14 protein-coding genes are annotated in these 14890 nt (G+C 61.0%); all 14 read left to right on the top strand.

What is annotated here, in order from left to right:
* Window positions 1–453: 453 nt before the first annotated feature.
* Window positions 454–2568, top strand: coding sequence for a flagellar biosynthesis protein FlhA (gene flhA / locus CI807_RS28195; RefSeq protein ID WP_371858023.1), 2115 nt, complete (start codon window positions 454–456; stop codon window positions 2566–2568).
* A 12-nt stretch (window positions 2569–2580) separates the two neighbouring features.
* Entirely contained in the window at window positions 2581–3897 is a 1317-nt protein-coding gene (gene flhF, locus CI807_RS28190; RefSeq protein ID WP_095017106.1) for a flagellar biosynthesis protein FlhF, read from the top strand.
* A gap of 105 nt (window positions 3898–4002) precedes the next feature.
* Window positions 4003–4836: a flagellar synthesis regulator FleN gene (fleN, locus tag CI807_RS28185; RefSeq protein WP_003192912.1), complete on the top strand. Its 834-nt coding sequence runs from the start codon at window positions 4003–4005 to the stop codon at window positions 4834–4836.
* Window positions 4833–5573 (top strand): RNA polymerase sigma factor FliA, encoded by a 741-nt coding sequence (fliA, locus tag CI807_RS28180; RefSeq protein ID WP_016976604.1) that lies wholly within the window; start codon window positions 4833–4835, stop codon window positions 5571–5573. The genes fleN and fliA overlap by 4 nt, the downstream gene beginning before the upstream one ends.
* A 165-nt stretch (window positions 5574–5738) precedes the next feature.
* Window positions 5739–6113, top strand: a complete 375-nt coding sequence (locus tag CI807_RS28175; RefSeq protein ID WP_015885173.1) for a chemotaxis response regulator CheY — start codon at window positions 5739–5741, stop codon at window positions 6111–6113.
* Between the two features lie 18 nt (window positions 6114–6131).
* Window positions 6132–6920, top strand: coding sequence for a protein phosphatase CheZ (locus tag CI807_RS28170; RefSeq protein WP_028617314.1), 789 nt, complete (start codon window positions 6132–6134; stop codon window positions 6918–6920).
* A gap of 11 nt (window positions 6921–6931) precedes the next feature.
* Window positions 6932–9127 carry a chemotaxis protein CheA gene (locus CI807_RS28165; protein ID WP_095017105.1) on the top strand — a complete coding sequence of 732 codons (2196 nt, stop codon included), beginning with the start codon at window positions 6932–6934 and terminating at the stop codon, window positions 9125–9127.
* A gap of 48 nt (window positions 9128–9175) precedes the next feature.
* Window positions 9176–10306 carry a chemotaxis response regulator protein-glutamate methylesterase gene (locus tag CI807_RS28160; protein ID WP_095017104.1) on the top strand — a complete coding sequence of 377 codons (1131 nt, stop codon included), beginning with the start codon at window positions 9176–9178 and terminating at the stop codon, window positions 10304–10306.
* The gene (locus tag CI807_RS28155) at window positions 10306–11046 is read left to right on the top strand and encodes a flagellar motor protein (protein WP_016976609.1); all 741 of its coding nucleotides are present in this window, start codon (window positions 10306–10308) and stop codon (window positions 11044–11046) included. The genes CI807_RS28160 and CI807_RS28155 overlap by 1 nt, the downstream gene beginning before the upstream one ends.
* A gap of 142 nt (window positions 11047–11188) precedes the next feature.
* Entirely contained in the window at window positions 11189–12076 is an 888-nt protein-coding gene (motD, locus tag CI807_RS28150) for a flagellar motor protein MotD (RefSeq protein WP_095017103.1), read from the top strand.
* Window positions 12077–12127: 51 nt separating this feature from the next.
* Entirely contained in the window at window positions 12128–12916 is a 789-nt protein-coding gene (locus CI807_RS28145) for a ParA family protein (RefSeq protein ID WP_016976611.1), read from the top strand.
* The gene (locus CI807_RS28140) at window positions 12916–13713 is read left to right on the top strand and encodes a CheW domain-containing protein (RefSeq protein ID WP_095017102.1); all 798 of its coding nucleotides are present in this window, start codon (window positions 12916–12918) and stop codon (window positions 13711–13713) included. Before CI807_RS28145 ends, CI807_RS28140 begins: the two co-directional genes overlap by 1 nt.
* A gap of 79 nt (window positions 13714–13792) precedes the next feature.
* Window positions 13793–14275, top strand: a complete 483-nt coding sequence (locus CI807_RS28135; RefSeq protein ID WP_010564003.1) for a chemotaxis protein CheW — start codon at window positions 13793–13795, stop codon at window positions 14273–14275.
* A complete protein-coding gene (locus CI807_RS28130; protein ID WP_016976613.1) occupies window positions 14276–14668 on the top strand; it encodes a DUF2802 domain-containing protein in 393 nt (130 codons plus the stop codon). It begins immediately after the preceding gene.
* The last annotated feature ends 222 nt before the right edge of the window (window positions 14669–14890 follow it).

Below are 14890 nucleotides of genomic sequence, written 5' to 3'. Positions count from 1 at the left end.
CATAAGGGCGCACAGTAGACGATAAAAAGGCGTCAACTGAAAGCGGACAATGGCGCTTTTGAGCATTGGTAAGCCGGGCCGCGACGCCCGCCCACTGCGTTTGCAGCGGTGTACGGAGACTAGAGAGCGGCTTTCCTAGGGGCAACCCCAAAACCTTGTCGGAAATTTCCTCGGTAGCGGCCGGTGAACACAAATCCAAAATGTGGGAGCGGGCTTGCTCGCCAAAGCGGACTATCAGTCGCCGAATGTGCTGTCTGACCCACCGCTTTCGCGAGCAAGCCCGCTCCTACAGTTGAATTGATTTACAACCTGCTTGCTTGGTCGCTTGGGAGGTCATCGAAGGGCCAAAGCAAAAGTTGGAAGGCTTCTTGCAATACCGCCTGCAAGACGCCCAACCGCGTCAAAACTTTGCTTCAAAGGACACGAGGAATACCGGTGGTGGATCGCTCTCAAATGCTCGGCAACGCCCGCAGCACCCTGACTGACCTCTCGCGAGGCAATCTGGGTGTGCCGTTGTTGTTGCTGGTGATGCTGGCAATGATGATGTTGCCGATGCCGCCGTTCCTGCTGGACGTGTTCTTTACCTTCAACATTGCCCTGTCCGTTGTGGTGCTGCTGGTCTGCGTGTACGCCCTGCGGCCGTTGGATTTCGCGGTATTCCCGACCATTCTGCTGGTGGCGACCCTGCTGCGCCTGGCGCTGAACGTGGCGTCGACGCGTGTGGTCATGCTCCACGGCCAGGACGGCCATGCCGCTGCCGGTAAGGTGATCCAGGCCTTCGGTGAGGTGGTGATCGGCGGTAACTACGTGGTCGGTATCGTGGTGTTCGCGATCCTGATGATCATCAACTTCGTGGTGGTGACCAAGGGCGCCGGGCGGATTTCCGAGGTGAGCGCGCGGTTTACCCTCGACGCGATGCCCGGCAAACAGATGGCCATCGACGCCGACCTCAACGCCGGCCTGATCGACCAGAACCAAGCCAAATCACGCCGCCTGGAAGTGGCCCAGGAAGCCGAGTTCTACGGCTCCATGGACGGTGCCAGCAAATTCGTGCGCGGTGACGCCATCGCCGGCCTGCTGATCCTGTTCATCAACCTGATCGGCGGCATGGCAGTCGGTATCTTCCAGCACGGCATGACCTTCGGCGATGCGGGCAAGGTCTACGCCTTGCTGACCATCGGTGACGGTTTAGTGGCGCAATTGCCATCACTGTTGTTATCGACAGCAGCGGCCATCATGGTGACCCGTGCTTCGGGCTCCGAAGACATGGGCAAGCAGATCAGTCGGCAGATGTTCGCATCGCCCAAGGCGTTGGCCGTGGCGGCGGGCATCATGGCGATCATGGGTATCGTGCCGGGCATGCCGCACGTGTCATTCCTGAGCATGGCGGCCCTGGCCGGCGGCGCTGCGTACCTGTTCTGGAAAAAGCAGAATCAGGTCAAAGTCATCGCCCAGCAGGAGATCGCCCGCCAGCAGGAACTGCTGCCATCCCCGGCCCGCGCCCAGGAAACCAAGGAGCTTGGCTGGGATGATGTGACCCCGATCGACATGATCGGCCTGGAAGTCGGCTACCGCCTGATCCCGCTGGTGGATCGCAACCAGGGCGGCCAATTGCTTGCGCGGATCAAGGGCGTGCGTAAAAAACTGTCGCAGGACCTGGGCTTCTTGATGCCCACCGTGCACATCCGCGACAACCTCGATCTGGCGCCGAGTGCTTATCGCCTGACCCTGATGGGCGTGATCCTGGCCGAAGCCGAGATCTACCCGGACCGCGAACTGGCGATCAACCCAGGGCAGGTGTTCGGCAGCCTCAACGGCATCACCGCCAAAGATCCGGCTTTTGGCCTGGACGCGGTGTGGATCGAAATCAGCCAGCGCAGCCAGGCGCAATCCCTCGGTTACACCGTGGTGGACGCCAGCACTGTGGTCGCAACTCACCTCAACCAGATCCTGTACAAACACTCCCACGAGCTGATTGGCCACGAGGAAGTCCAGCAATTGATGAGTTTGCTCGGCAAAGCGTCGCCAAAACTCGCCGAAGAGCTGGTGCCAGGCATTCTGTCGCTCTCGCAGTTGCTCAAGGTGTTGCAGGCGCTGTTGGCCGAACAGGTGCCGGTACGCGATATCCGCAGCATTGCCGAGGCCATCGCCAACAATGCCGCCAAGAGTCAAGATACTGCCGCCCTGGTGGCTGCGGTGCGCGTCGGATTGTCGCGTGCAATCGTCCAAAGCATTGTAGGGCTTGACTCCGAGCTGCCTGTGATCACCTTGGAACCCAGGTTGGAACAAATATTGCTCAATAGTATTCAGAAGGCAGGACAAGGCCAGGAAGAGGGCGTTCTGCTGGAGCCAAGCATGGCTGAGAAGCTGCAGCGTTCGTTGATTGACGCCGCACAGCGCCAGGAAATGCAGGGCCAACCGGTGATCCTGCTGGTGGCAGGCCCCGTCCGGGCGATGTTGTCGCGGTTTGGGCGTTTGGCAGTACCGAATTTGCACGTTTTGGCTTATCAGGAAATTCCTGACAACAAGCAAGTGACTATCGTCGCGACAGTAGGGCCCAACGGCTGAGGGTAGTGGGTTATGCAAGTTAAGCGTTTTTTCGCCGCCGATATGCGTCAGGCCATGAAACTGGTGCGTGACGAGCTGGGCGCCGACGCCGCGATTATCGGAAACCGTCGTATTGCCGGCGGTGTCGAGCTGACGGCTGCCCTGGATTACACCCCCCAGGCCCTGGCGCCACGCGTGCCGAACATGGAACTCGAAGACGAGCTGCGCAAGACCGCCTCGCGCATCGTTTCGGCCCAGGCTGAACTGAGCATGCGCGGCGACAGCGATGCCACCACCAATCGCCAGTTGTTCGCCGGCTTGCCGCTGACGGCTGCCGAGCCGCTGGTCGAGCCGACATTCAAAGAACCGCCGCGTCCTGCTGCGCCAACCCCGGCGCCTGCGGTTGACCAGCGTGTGTTCGACTCGATGCGCTTTGAACTCAATGGCCTGCGTGAACTGCTGGAAGTGCAGTTGGGCTCGCTGGCCTGGAACCAGCTGCAGGGCAGCAAGCCGCAACAGGCCAACCTGTGGCGTCGGCTGCAGCGCATCGGCCTGTCTGGCCCGTTGTCCCGCGACCTGTTGGCTCTGACCACTGAAATCGACGAGCCTCGCCAGGCCTGGCGCATGTTGCTGGCTCATTTGGCGCGGATGATCGTTACCCCGGAAATCGAACCCCTGGAAGAGGGCGGTGTGATTGCCATGGTCGGCCCTGCCGGCATGGGCAAGACCACCACCCTGGCCAAGCTGGCCGCCCGCTACGTCCTCAAATACGGCGCGCAGAATATCGCGCTGGTGAGCATGGACAGCTACCGTATTGGTGCCCAGGAGCAGCTCAAGACCCTGGGCCGCATTCTCAATGTGCCGGTGACTCACGTCGACCCGGGCCAGTCCCTGGCCAATGCCCTCGACCCACTGCTGCGCAAACGCGTGGTATTGATCGATACCGCCGGCCTGCAAGCCAGCGACCCGGCATTGCGCATGCAACTGGAAAGCCTGGCCGGGCGTGGCATCAAGTCGAAGAATTACCTGGTGCTTGCAACCACCAGCCAGAAACAGGTTCTTACCGCTGCGTATCACAGCTACAAACGCTGCGGCCTGGCCGGTTGCATCCTCACCAAGCTCGATGAAACCGCGAGCCTGGGCGAGGTGCTGAGCCTGGCCATCAGTCATGAATTGCCGGTCGCCTACCTGACCGACGGGCCGCGGATCCCGGATGATCTGCATCTGCCGCGCCGTCATCAGTTGGTCAGCCGTGCAGTCAGCGTGCAAATGCAAGAAGAGCCTAGCGAGGAAGCGATGGCCGATATGTTCGCCGACCTTTACCACAACCCGGCAAAACGGGTCGGTTGAGGCAGGATGAACACCGTGAAATGTATCTACATCGATGGTCTGCAAGCGATTCACGCGGCCAAGCCATGTAGCCTGCGTCTAAGCAAGACAAGGTAAAGAAATAAAATGGGCAGCATGCATCCCGTACAGGTGATCGCGGTGACCGGCGGCAAAGGTGGCGTCGGGAAAACTAACGTGTCAGTGAATTTGTCCCTGGCCCTGGCAGAGCTTGGCCGTCGTGTCATGCTGCTGGATGCTGACCTGGGGCTGGCGAACGTCGACGTTCTGCTGGGGCTGACGCCCAAACATACCCTGGCCGATGTGATCGAAGGCCGCTGTGAGCTGCGCGATGTGCTGCTGCAGGGCCCCGGTGGCATTCGTATCGTGCCGGCCGCCTCCGGCACCCAGAGCATGGTGCACCTGAGCCCGGCGCAGCATGCCGGCCTGATCCAGGCTTTCAGTGATATCGGCGACAACCTCGACGTGCTGGTGATCGACACCGCCGCCGGGATCGGCGAGTCCGTGGTCAGCTTCGTGCGCGCCGCGCAGGAAGTGTTGCTGGTGGTCTGCGATGAACCCACCTCGATCACCGACGCCTACGCCCTGATCAAACTGCTTAACCGTGACTACGGCATGAACCGTTTCCGCGTCCTGGCCAACATGGCCCAGAGCCCGCAGGAAGGGCGCAACCTGTTCGCCAAGTTGACCAAGGTCACGGATCGCTTCCTCGATGTCGCCTTACAATACGTCGGCGCAGTTCCCTACGACGAGTGTGTGCGCAAGGCTGTGCAAAAGCAGCGTGCAGTCTACGAAGCGTTCCCTCGTTCCAAATGCGCATTGGCGTTCAAGGCTATTGCTCAGAAGGTCGATACCTGGCCGTTGCCTGCCAACCCGCGGGGGCATCTGGAGTTTTTCGTCGAGCGATTGGTGCATCAGACGAGTGCAGGACCCGTGCTATGACAGCAACCGGCTACAACGCGTACAAGAAGTCTGCCCGTGACAGTCAGGGCGAGTTGATCGAGCGCTACGCGCCCTTGGTCAAGCGCATTGCCTATCACTTGCTGGCACGCCTGCCCGCCAGCGTTCAGGTCGAAGACCTGATCCAGGCGGGCATGATCGGCCTGCTTGAAGTGTCGACCAAATACGACGCGAGCAAGGGTGCGAGTTTCGAAACGTACGCGGGTATCCGTATCCGTGGCGCGATGCTTGATGAGGTACGTAAAGGTGACTGGGCGCCGCGTTCGGTGCATCGCAATACGCGCATGGTCAGTGATGCAATTCGCGCAATTGAAGCAAAAACCGGTCGCGACGCTAAAGATCACGAAGTTGCGGCCGAACTCCAATTGAGTCTCGACGATTACTACGGGATTTTGAACGATACCTTGGGCAGCCGCCTGTTCAGTTTCGACGACCTGTTGCAGGACGGCGAACACGAAGGCCTGCACGAGGACGGCGCGAGCGCTCATATGGAGCCATCGCGTGACCTGGAAGATGAGCGTTTCCAGGGGGCGTTGGCGGATGCGATTGCCAATTTGCCGGAGCGTGAGCGACTGGTGTTGGCGCTGTACTACGACGAAGAGCTGAACCTCAAGGAAATCGGTGAGGTCCTGGGGGTCAGCGAGTCGCGGGTCAGCCAGTTGCACAGCCAGTGCGCAGCCCGCTTGCGGGGGCGTTTGGGAGAGTGGCGAGCGCGCTGACAGGCAGTGTGGGGACACTGCAGACGATACCGCGAGGGCCTGGCCTTTGCGGGTTCGACCCGTGGTGCCCCGGCAGTCCTTTTTGTGTAATGCCTGTTGATTGAAATGGCGCGTCCAGGTGCTGGGCGCGTTTAAGACTGCTTGGAGGTCGAATTGGACAAGAACATGAAAATCCTCATCGTTGATGACTTCTCAACGATGCGGCGGATCATAAAAAACCTGTTGCGTGACCTTGGGTTCACTAACACGGTCGAGGCGGATGACGGCATTACGGCGATTCCGATCCTCAACAGCGGCAGCATCGACTTTCTGGTAACGGACTGGAACATGCCGGGCATGACCGGTATCGACTTGCTACGCCATGTGCGCGCTGACGAAAAGCTGCGCAGCCTGCCTGTGCTGATGGTAACCGCCGAAGCCAAGCGTGAGCAGATCATCGAAGCCGCCCAAGCCGGGGTAAACGGTTACGTGGTCAAGCCATTCACTGCACTGGCCTTGAAAGAGAAGATCGAGAAAATCTTCGAACGCATCCACGGCTAATGCCATCGCGGGGGAGCTATGGAGCATAAAGAAACGTCACAGGGAGACTTCGAGTCGACCCTGAAAAAGCATGCTCACCAGTTGGTCGACAGCCTTGAAAAAGGCCAGTTCGGCGACGCGGTGCAGTTAATCCATGAGCTCAACCAGACCCGTGACCGCGGCCTGTACCAGGAAGTGGGCAAGCTCACACGTGAGCTGCACAGTGCGATCGTCAATTTCCAGATTGACCCGCATATGCCCCAGGCCGAGGAAATCTCTCAGATCACCGATGCCACCGAACGCCTGTCCTATGTGGTCAGGCTGACTGAGGCGGCGGCCAACCGCACCATGGACCTGGTGGAAAACGCCACGCCCCTGGTCAACGGCATGGCCAACGAGGCCCAGGCCCTGAGCAACGACTGGGGCCGTTTCATGCGCCGCGAAGTGGGCGCAGAAGAGTTTCGTGAATTGGCGCGTCGGGTCGAAGGGTTCTTGTCACGCAGCGAGCAGGAAAACCGCACGGTTTCCAGCAACCTCAACGACATTCTGCTCGCCCAGGATTACCAGGACCTCACCGGTCAGGTGATCAAGCGTGTGACCCAGTTGGTCACCGAAGTGGAAAGCAACTTGCTCAAATTGGTGCTTATGGCAGGCCAGGTTGACCGTTTTGCCGGTATTGAACATGACCGCGAAGCGATCCTCTCGGAAAAAGATCCAAAAAAACATCTCGCCAAGGGTGAAGGTCCGCAGATTCATGCCGATAAACGTGAAGACGTCGTATCGGGTCAAGATGATGTCGATGACCTGTTATCCAGTTTAGGCTTCTAAGGAGCACCCACATGAGCTTCGGCGCCGATGAAGAAATCCTTCAGGATTTCCTTGTAGAGGCCGGCGAAATTTTAGAGCAGTTGTCCGAGCAACTGGTCGAGCTGGAAAGCCGACCGGATGATGCGAACCTGCTCAATGCAATTTTTCGCGGTTTTCACACTGTAAAAGGGGGCGCCGGCTTCCTCCAGCTCCATGAGCTGGTGGAGTGCTGCCACATCGCCGAGAACGTGTTCGACATCCTGCGCAAGGGTGAGCGTCACGTTGATTCGGAATTGATGGACGTGATTCTCGAGGCACTGGATGCGGTCAACGGCATGTTCAGCGAGGTGCGCGACCGTGCACCGATCACTGCTGCCACCCCGGAACTGCTGGCCGCCCTGGCGCGCCTGGCGGAACCCGCCGACACCTCGGCAGCGCCTGTGGTCGAGGCGGCGCCCGAGCCTGTGGCCGAAGCCGAACCGGATGTGACCGACAGCGAGTTCGAACAGTTGCTCAACTCCCTCAGTGCCGTGAAGGCTGAGGCTGAGGCACCCAAGGCGCCCGTCGCTGCGCCAACCAGCGAAGACATCACCGACGCTGAGTTCGAATCCCTGCTCGACCAATTGCATGGCAAAGGCCAGTTTGCAGCGGACGCCGTGGCACCTGCCGCTGCGCCCGAAGCGCCTGCGGCTAATGCCAACACCGACATTACCGACGACGAATTCGAAGCGTTGCTCGACCAACTGCATGGCAAGGGCACCTTCGTGGCCGACGCCTTGCCGGAAGTCGCCGCCACGGCCGCAGCGCCTGCCGCGGCCAGTGCAGCACCGGCCGGCGACGGCCTGATCTCCGATCACGAGTTTGAATCGCTGCTGGACGAGTTGCACGGCAAGGGCAAGTTCAGCGAAGTGGCCCCGGCCGCTGCTGCTGTTGCCACGGCTGCACCGGTTGCCGCCAAAGCCGCTACGCCGGCTCCGGCCGCCAAGCCTGCACCTGCAGCGGCTCCTGCTCCGGCGCGTGCCGCCGCCGCACCGGTGGCCGAGAAGTCCGCCAGTGAAGCCGAAACCACCGTACGGGTGGATACCGCACGCCTGGACGACATCATGAACATGGTCGGCGAACTGGTACTGGTGCGTAACCGCCTGGTGCGCCTGGGCCTGAGCAGCGGCGATGAAGCCATGCAAAAGGCCGTGTCGAACCTCGACGTGGTCACCGCCGACCTGCAAACCGCGGTGATGAAAACCCGGATGCAGCCGATCAAGAAAGTCTTCGGCCGCTTCCCGCGCCTGGTTCGCGACCTCGCGCGCCAGTTGAAGAAAGAAATAAACCTGGAACTGGTGGGTGAAGAAACCGACCTCGACAAGAACCTCGTCGAGGCCCTGGCCGACCCGCTGGTCCACTTGGTGCGCAACGCCGTCGACCACGGCGTGGAAACCCCGGAAGAACGCGAAGCCTCGGGCAAGTCCCGCAACGGCAAAGTGATCCTGGCGGCGGAGCAAGAAGGCGACCATATCCTGCTGTCGATCACTGACGACGGCAAAGGCATGGACCCGACCATCCTGCGTAACATCGCGGTCAAGCGTGGCGTGATGGACAAGGACGCCGCCGATCGCCTGACCGACACCGAGTGCTACAACCTGATCTTCGCCCCGGGCTTCTCGACCAAGACCGAGATTTCCGACGTGTCCGGCCGTGGCGTCGGCATGGACGTGGTGAAGACCAAGATCAGCCAGCTCAATGGCTCGATCAACATCTACTCGACCAAGGGCCAGGGCTCGAAGATCGTGATCAAGGTGCCGTTGACCTTGGCGATCATGCCGACCCTGATGGTGATGCTGGGCAACCAGGCGTTCGCCTTCCCGCTGGTCAACGTCAACGAGATCTTCCACCTCGACCTGTCGCGCACCAACGTGGTGGACGGCCAGGAAGTGGTGATCGTGCGCGACAAGGCGTTGCCCCTGTTCTACCTCAAGCGCTGGCTGGTGGCATCGGCCAAGCATGAAGAGCAGCGCGAGGGCCATGTGGTGATTCTCTCCGTGGGCACCCAGCGCATCGGCTTTGTCGTCGATCAACTGGTGGGCCAGGAAGAAGTGGTCATCAAGCCTTTGGGCAAAATGCTGCAGGGAACCCCGGGCATGTCGGGTGCGACCATCACCGGTGACGGTCGGATCGCGCTGATTCTCGATGTTCCGAGCATGCTCAAGCGTTACGCCGCTCGGCGTATTTGATTCTGGTGGGGCAGGGCGGTAGTGCCCGCCCCGCCTAACGGAGTGTTTATGGCAGTCAAGGTCCTGGTGGTGGACGATTCGGGTTTCTTCCGCCGCCGCGTCTCGGAAATTCTTTCCGCCGATCCAACGATCCAGGTGGTCGGCACGGCCACCAACGGCAAAGAGGCGATTGATCAAGCCATTGCGTTGAAACCGGACGTGATCACCATGGATTACGAGATGCCGATGATGGATGGCATCACCGCAGTCCGGCACATCATGCAACGCTGTCCAACCCCGGTATTGATGTTCTCCTCGCTGACCCACGAAGGCGCCCGGGTCACCCTGGATGCCCTGGACGCCGGCGCGGTGGACTTCCTGCCGAAGAATTTCGAAGACATCTCGCGCAACCCCGAGAAGGTCAAGCAACTGCTGTGCGAGAAAGTGCACAGCATTTCGCGCAGTAACCGTCGTAGCTTGTTCAGCGCGCCCGCGCCGACGCCTGCACCGGTTGCGGCACCGGCTGCGCCGACGTCATCGTTTGCTCGCCCAGCGCCAGCACCGATTGCACGGCCTGCCGTGGCGCCGGTTCGCGCCGCTGCGCCTGCCACTGCCCATTCGCCTGCGCCGAAACGCAAAGCCTACAAGCTGGTGGCTATCGGCACGTCCACGGGCGGCCCAGTGGCCCTGCAACGCGTGTTGACCCAACTGCCGGCCAACTTCCCGGCACCGATCGTGTTGATCCAGCACATGCCTGCCGCCTTCACCAAGGCGTTCGCCGAACGCCTGGACAAGCTGTGCCGCATCAGCGTCAAGGAAGCCGAGGATGGCGACATCCTGCGTCCTGGCCTGGCGTTGCTGGCGCCGGGTGGCAAGCAAATGATGGTGGACGGGCGTGGCGCGATCAAAATCCTGCCGGGCGACGAGCGCCTGAACTACAAGCCGTGCGTGGATATCACCTTCGGTTCGGCAGCCAAGTCCTACGGCGACAAAGTTCTGGCGGTGGTGCTCACCGGTATGGGCGCCGACGGCCGTGAGGGCGCGCGCCTGCTCAAGCAGGGCGGCAGCGCCATCTGGGCCCAGGACGAAGCCAGCTGCGTGATCTATGGCATGCCCATGGCCATCGTCAAGGCCGACCTGGCTGACGCCGTCTACAGCCTGGACGACATTGGCAAGCATCTGGTGGAGGCCTGCCTCTGATGGATGTCTTGAGCCTGATCGGTATCATCATGGCGTTTGTCGCGATCATTGGCGGCAACTACCTGGAAGGTGGTCACCTCGGCGCCCTGGCCAACGGCCCGGCGGCTCTGATCGTGATCGGCGGCACCGTGGGCGCGGCGTTGCTGCAGTCGCCCATGAGCTCCTTCAAGCGCGCCATGCAGATCCTTATCTGGATCATTTTCCCGCCGCGTGTCGACTTGCCGGGTGGCATCGACCGTGTGGTCAACTGGAGCCTCACCGCCCGCAAGGAAGGCCTGCTGGGCCTGGAAGGCGTGGCCGATGCCGAGCCCGACAGCTACGCGCGCAAAGGCCTGCAATTGCTGGTCGATGGCGCCGAACCGGAAGCGATCCGCAGCATCCTGGAAGTGGATTTCTACACCCAGGAAAGCCGCGACATCAACGCCGCCAAAGTCTACGAAAGCATGGGCGGCTACGCGCCGACCATCGGCATCATCGGTGCGGTGATGGGCTTGATCCACGTGATGGGCAACCTGGCCGACCCTTCGCAACTGGGCAGCGGCATTGCCGTGGCGTTTGTCGCCACGATCTATGGCGTGGCCAGTGCCAACCTGGTGTTGTTGCCGGTGGCGAGCAAGCTCAAATCGATTGCCCTGCGCCAGTCGCGTTACCGCGAAATGTTGTTGGAAGGTATTTTGTCGATTGCCGAGGGCGAGAACCCGCGTTCCATCGAATTGAAGCTCCAGGGCTTCATGGATTGATGAACATGCACCTTGTAGGAGCGAGCTTGCTCGCGAAAATCGTCAACGATAACCCCGGCATGCTGGATGAGCGCGGTGTTCTCGGGTTTTTCGCGAGCAAGCACGCTCCTACAGGTGATTTGTGTTGCTGGGGGTATTGCCTGTGAGCCGTCGCCGTCGCGAGCCTGAAGAACACGTCAACCATGAGCGCTGGCTGGTGTCCTACGCGGACTTCATCACCTTGCTGTTCGCGTTTTTCGTGGTGATGTACTCGATCTCGTCGATCAACGAAGGCAAGTACAAGGTCATTTCCCAGGCACTGATCGGCGTGTTCAACGACGCCGACCGCTCGCTTAAGCCGATCCCGATCGGTGAAGAGCGGCCCAAGACCGTGACCCCGGCCAAGCCGCTGGTCAACGACAGCGATGAAACTGCTGCCGGTGTGGGTGGCACCAGCGATCCGCTGAAAAGCATCGCCGATGACATCAGCGCAGCGTTTGGCGACCTGATCAGCTCCAACCAGATGACCGTGCGGGGCAACGAGTTGTGGGTGGAGATCGAGCTTAATTCCAGCCTGTTGTTCGCCAGCGCCGACGCGTTGCCGAGCGACCAGGCGTTTACCATCATCGACAAGGTGGCGGCGATTCTCAAGCCGTTTGAAAATCCGATCCATGTCGAAGGTTTCACCGACAATTTCCCGATCAGTACCGCGCAGTACCCGACCAACTGGGAGCTGTCCTCGGCCCGTGCCTCAAGCATCGTGCGCATGCTGGCGATGCAGGGTGTGAACCCGGGGCGCCTGGCGTCGGTGGGGTATGGCGAGTTCCAGCCGGTGGCCAATAACGCCACGGTAGAGGGCCGCGCGAAGAACCGCCGGGTGGTGTTGGTAGTGTCGCGCAACCTGGATGTGCGGCGTAGCCTGACCGGCACCGGTACCGCCAATGCAACACCGGATGCCGCCTTGAAGCGGGCTGGCACACAAACTGCACCGCCCCCTGTAAAACCGCCGGTTCGTCAGAGCGCCGTCAATTCTCCGTCGCCGGCTCAATAACCTTATGCAATGTCTCGGTCGCGCCTGTGCCTGCCGGGAGGAACCAACCGAATGAGAGTCTGGGCAGTTGCCAATCAAAAAGGTGGGGTCGGCAAGACCACCACGTCCATCGCCTTAGCCGGCTTGCTGGCCGAGGCGGGCAAGCGCGTGGTCGTGGTGGACCTGGACCCTCACGGCTCCATGACCAGCTATTTCGGCTACGACCCGGATGCGCTGGAACACAGCAACTACGACCTGTTCCTGCACAAGGGCAGCGTGCCGGCTGATCTGCCGGGGCAACTGCTGCTGCCCACCAGCAACGAAAGCATTTCCCTGCTGCCGTCCAGCACCGCCCTGGCCACCCTTGAGCGTCAGTCGCCGGGGCAGAGCGGGTTGGGCCTGGTGATCGCCAAGACCCTGGCGCAACTGTGGCAGGACTTCGACTACGCCATCATCGACAGCCCGCCGTTGCTGGGCGTGTTGATGGTCAACGCGTTGGCGGCGAGCCAGCAGTTGGTGATCCCGGTGCAGACCGAACACCTGGCCGTCAAAGGCCTGGAGCGCATGGTCAGCACCCTGGCGATGATCAACCGTTCGCGCAAACAAGCGCTGCCGTTCAGCATCGTGCCGACCTTGTTCGACCGCCGCACCCAGGCGTCCCTCGGCACCCTGCGCGTGTTGCGCGATGCCTACCCGGACACCATCTGGAACGGCTACATCCCGGTGGACACGCGCCTGCGTGACGCCAGCCGTGCGGGCCTTGCGCCGTCGCAGTTCGACCCGAAAAGCCGTGGTGTGCTCGCCTACCGCGCGTTGCTCAAGCACCTGTTGTCGCAGCAGCTTGTGGCGCAGGTGGCGTGATGAACCGTCCTGTCGAACTCAAGACCCGGCCGCAACTGGCACTTGAATCCTATCTGGATGCCCTGCTGCAGGATGCGACCGCCGAAGAACTGCCGGAACCGATCCTGGTGTTGGAACCGGCTGTTGAACCCGAAGCCGCGCTGGATGAATTCCAGTTGGCGGTGCTGGAAGAACAAGCCCGCGATGCGCAGGTCGTAGTGCCGATTACGCCGGCAGTGGTCTCGCCCGTGGTGGTTGCCCCTGCTCCTGTCGTTGTCGAGCCAGTGGTGGAAGTGCACCTGCCGCCGAGTATTACGCCGCCGCCAGTCACCGGTGACGGTCGCCCGAGCTGGGCAGCCGAACCGTTTGAATGCCTGTTGTTCGACGTCGCCGGCTTGACCCTGGCAGTGCCGTTGGTGTGCCTGGGCTCGATCTATTCCCTGGAAGGCCAGGAGTTGACACCGCTGTTCGGGCAACCGGAGTGGTTCCTCGGCATCCTGCCCAGCCAGGCCGGCAACCTCAAGGTCCTGGATACCGCGCGCTGGGTCATGCCCGACCGCTACCGCGACGATTTCCGCCAGGGCCTGCAATACGTGATTTCGGTGCAGGGCTACGAGTGGGGGCTGGCGGTGCATCAAGTCAGCCGCTCGTTGCGCCTGGACCCGAACGAAATCAAATGGCGCAGCCACCGCGGCCAACGGCCTTGGCTGGCAGGCACCGTGATCGAACACATGTGCGCGTTGCTCGACGTCGCCGAACTGGCCGAGTTGATCGCCAGTGGCGCGGTCAAGGCGATGCCGGTCACCAAACGCAGTTGATTGAACAATAAGGGCCGTATGTGAATGCGGTCAGCGAAGCACACACGCCGTGTAAACGGCATTTGAAGGGGTCAGGGGTATGAATAAGTCAGCGTCCGCACAAGGTTTGGATGATCCGATCCTGCAATGGGTGACCTTCAAACTGGACAACGAGTCCTATGGCATTAACGTGATGCGCGTGCAGGAAGTGCTGCGCTACACCGAGATCGCACCGGTGCCGGGTGCGCCAAGCTACGTGCTGGGCATCATCAACCTGCGCGGCAACGTGGTGACGGTGATCGACACCCGTCAACGTTTCGGCCTGGTGCCGACTGAAGTCAACGACAACACGCGTATCGTCATCATCGAGGCCGACAAGCAAGTGGTCGGGATCATGGTCGACAGCGTGGCCGAAGTGGTTTACCTGCGTCAGTCGGAAGTTGAGACCGCGCCGAACGTGGGTAACGAAGAGTCCGCCAAGTTCATCCAGGGCGTGTGCAACAAGAACGGCGAGCTGCTGATTCTGGTTGAGCTGGACAAGATGATGAGCGAAGAAGAATGGTCGGAACTGGAGAGCATCTGATTGTTCCTTGAGGCCGCGGTGATTGTCCTGGCCCTGTTGTGGGCTGGGACTTTGGCATTTCTGTTGCGCTTTGTGCGTCAGCAGCGTGAACTGTTGTTGCAGCAGGCTGAGCGTGATGCTCTGCGTGATCGGCGGGTGCTGGAGTTGGTGAAGCGGGTTGATCACTTTCAGCAGAGTGCGGTGAAGGTCGGGGATGAGGTGCATGAATTGCGCGCAATTGTCGGGCCGTTGCCTGACAAACTGGCGCAGATTGAGCAGCGGGATCCTTCGAGTCTTTCGTTTGCCCAGGCCGCCAAGTTGGTGGGGATGGGGGCTACGGTGGATGAGCTTACTCAGTCGTGTGGGTTGACGCAGGCTGAGGCGCAATTGATGAGTAAGCTTCACAAGAGTTGACTGGGTACATATCCGTTATTTAGGTAACGGCCGCCTATGGTTCCGCTCTTACAGCGGGTCACTTTTTGAAGAGCGCAAAAAGTAACCAAAAACGCTTCGCCCCAACACTCGGCACCTCGCCTAGGCTCGGTGTGCCCTCACTCCGGCTTTGGAGCGTGGGCCGCCGCGATGGGCCATCCTTGGCCCAGCGCGGCTAACCCGGCGTCCTGCCGGGTTACCCAC

It is taken from the genome of Pseudomonas sp. NS1(2017) (genome assembly GCF_002269425.1).
Lineage (GTDB): Bacteria > Pseudomonadota > Gammaproteobacteria > Pseudomonadales > Pseudomonadaceae > Aquipseudomonas > Aquipseudomonas reactans.
This window is presented reverse-complemented; position numbering and strand designations above follow the sequence as displayed.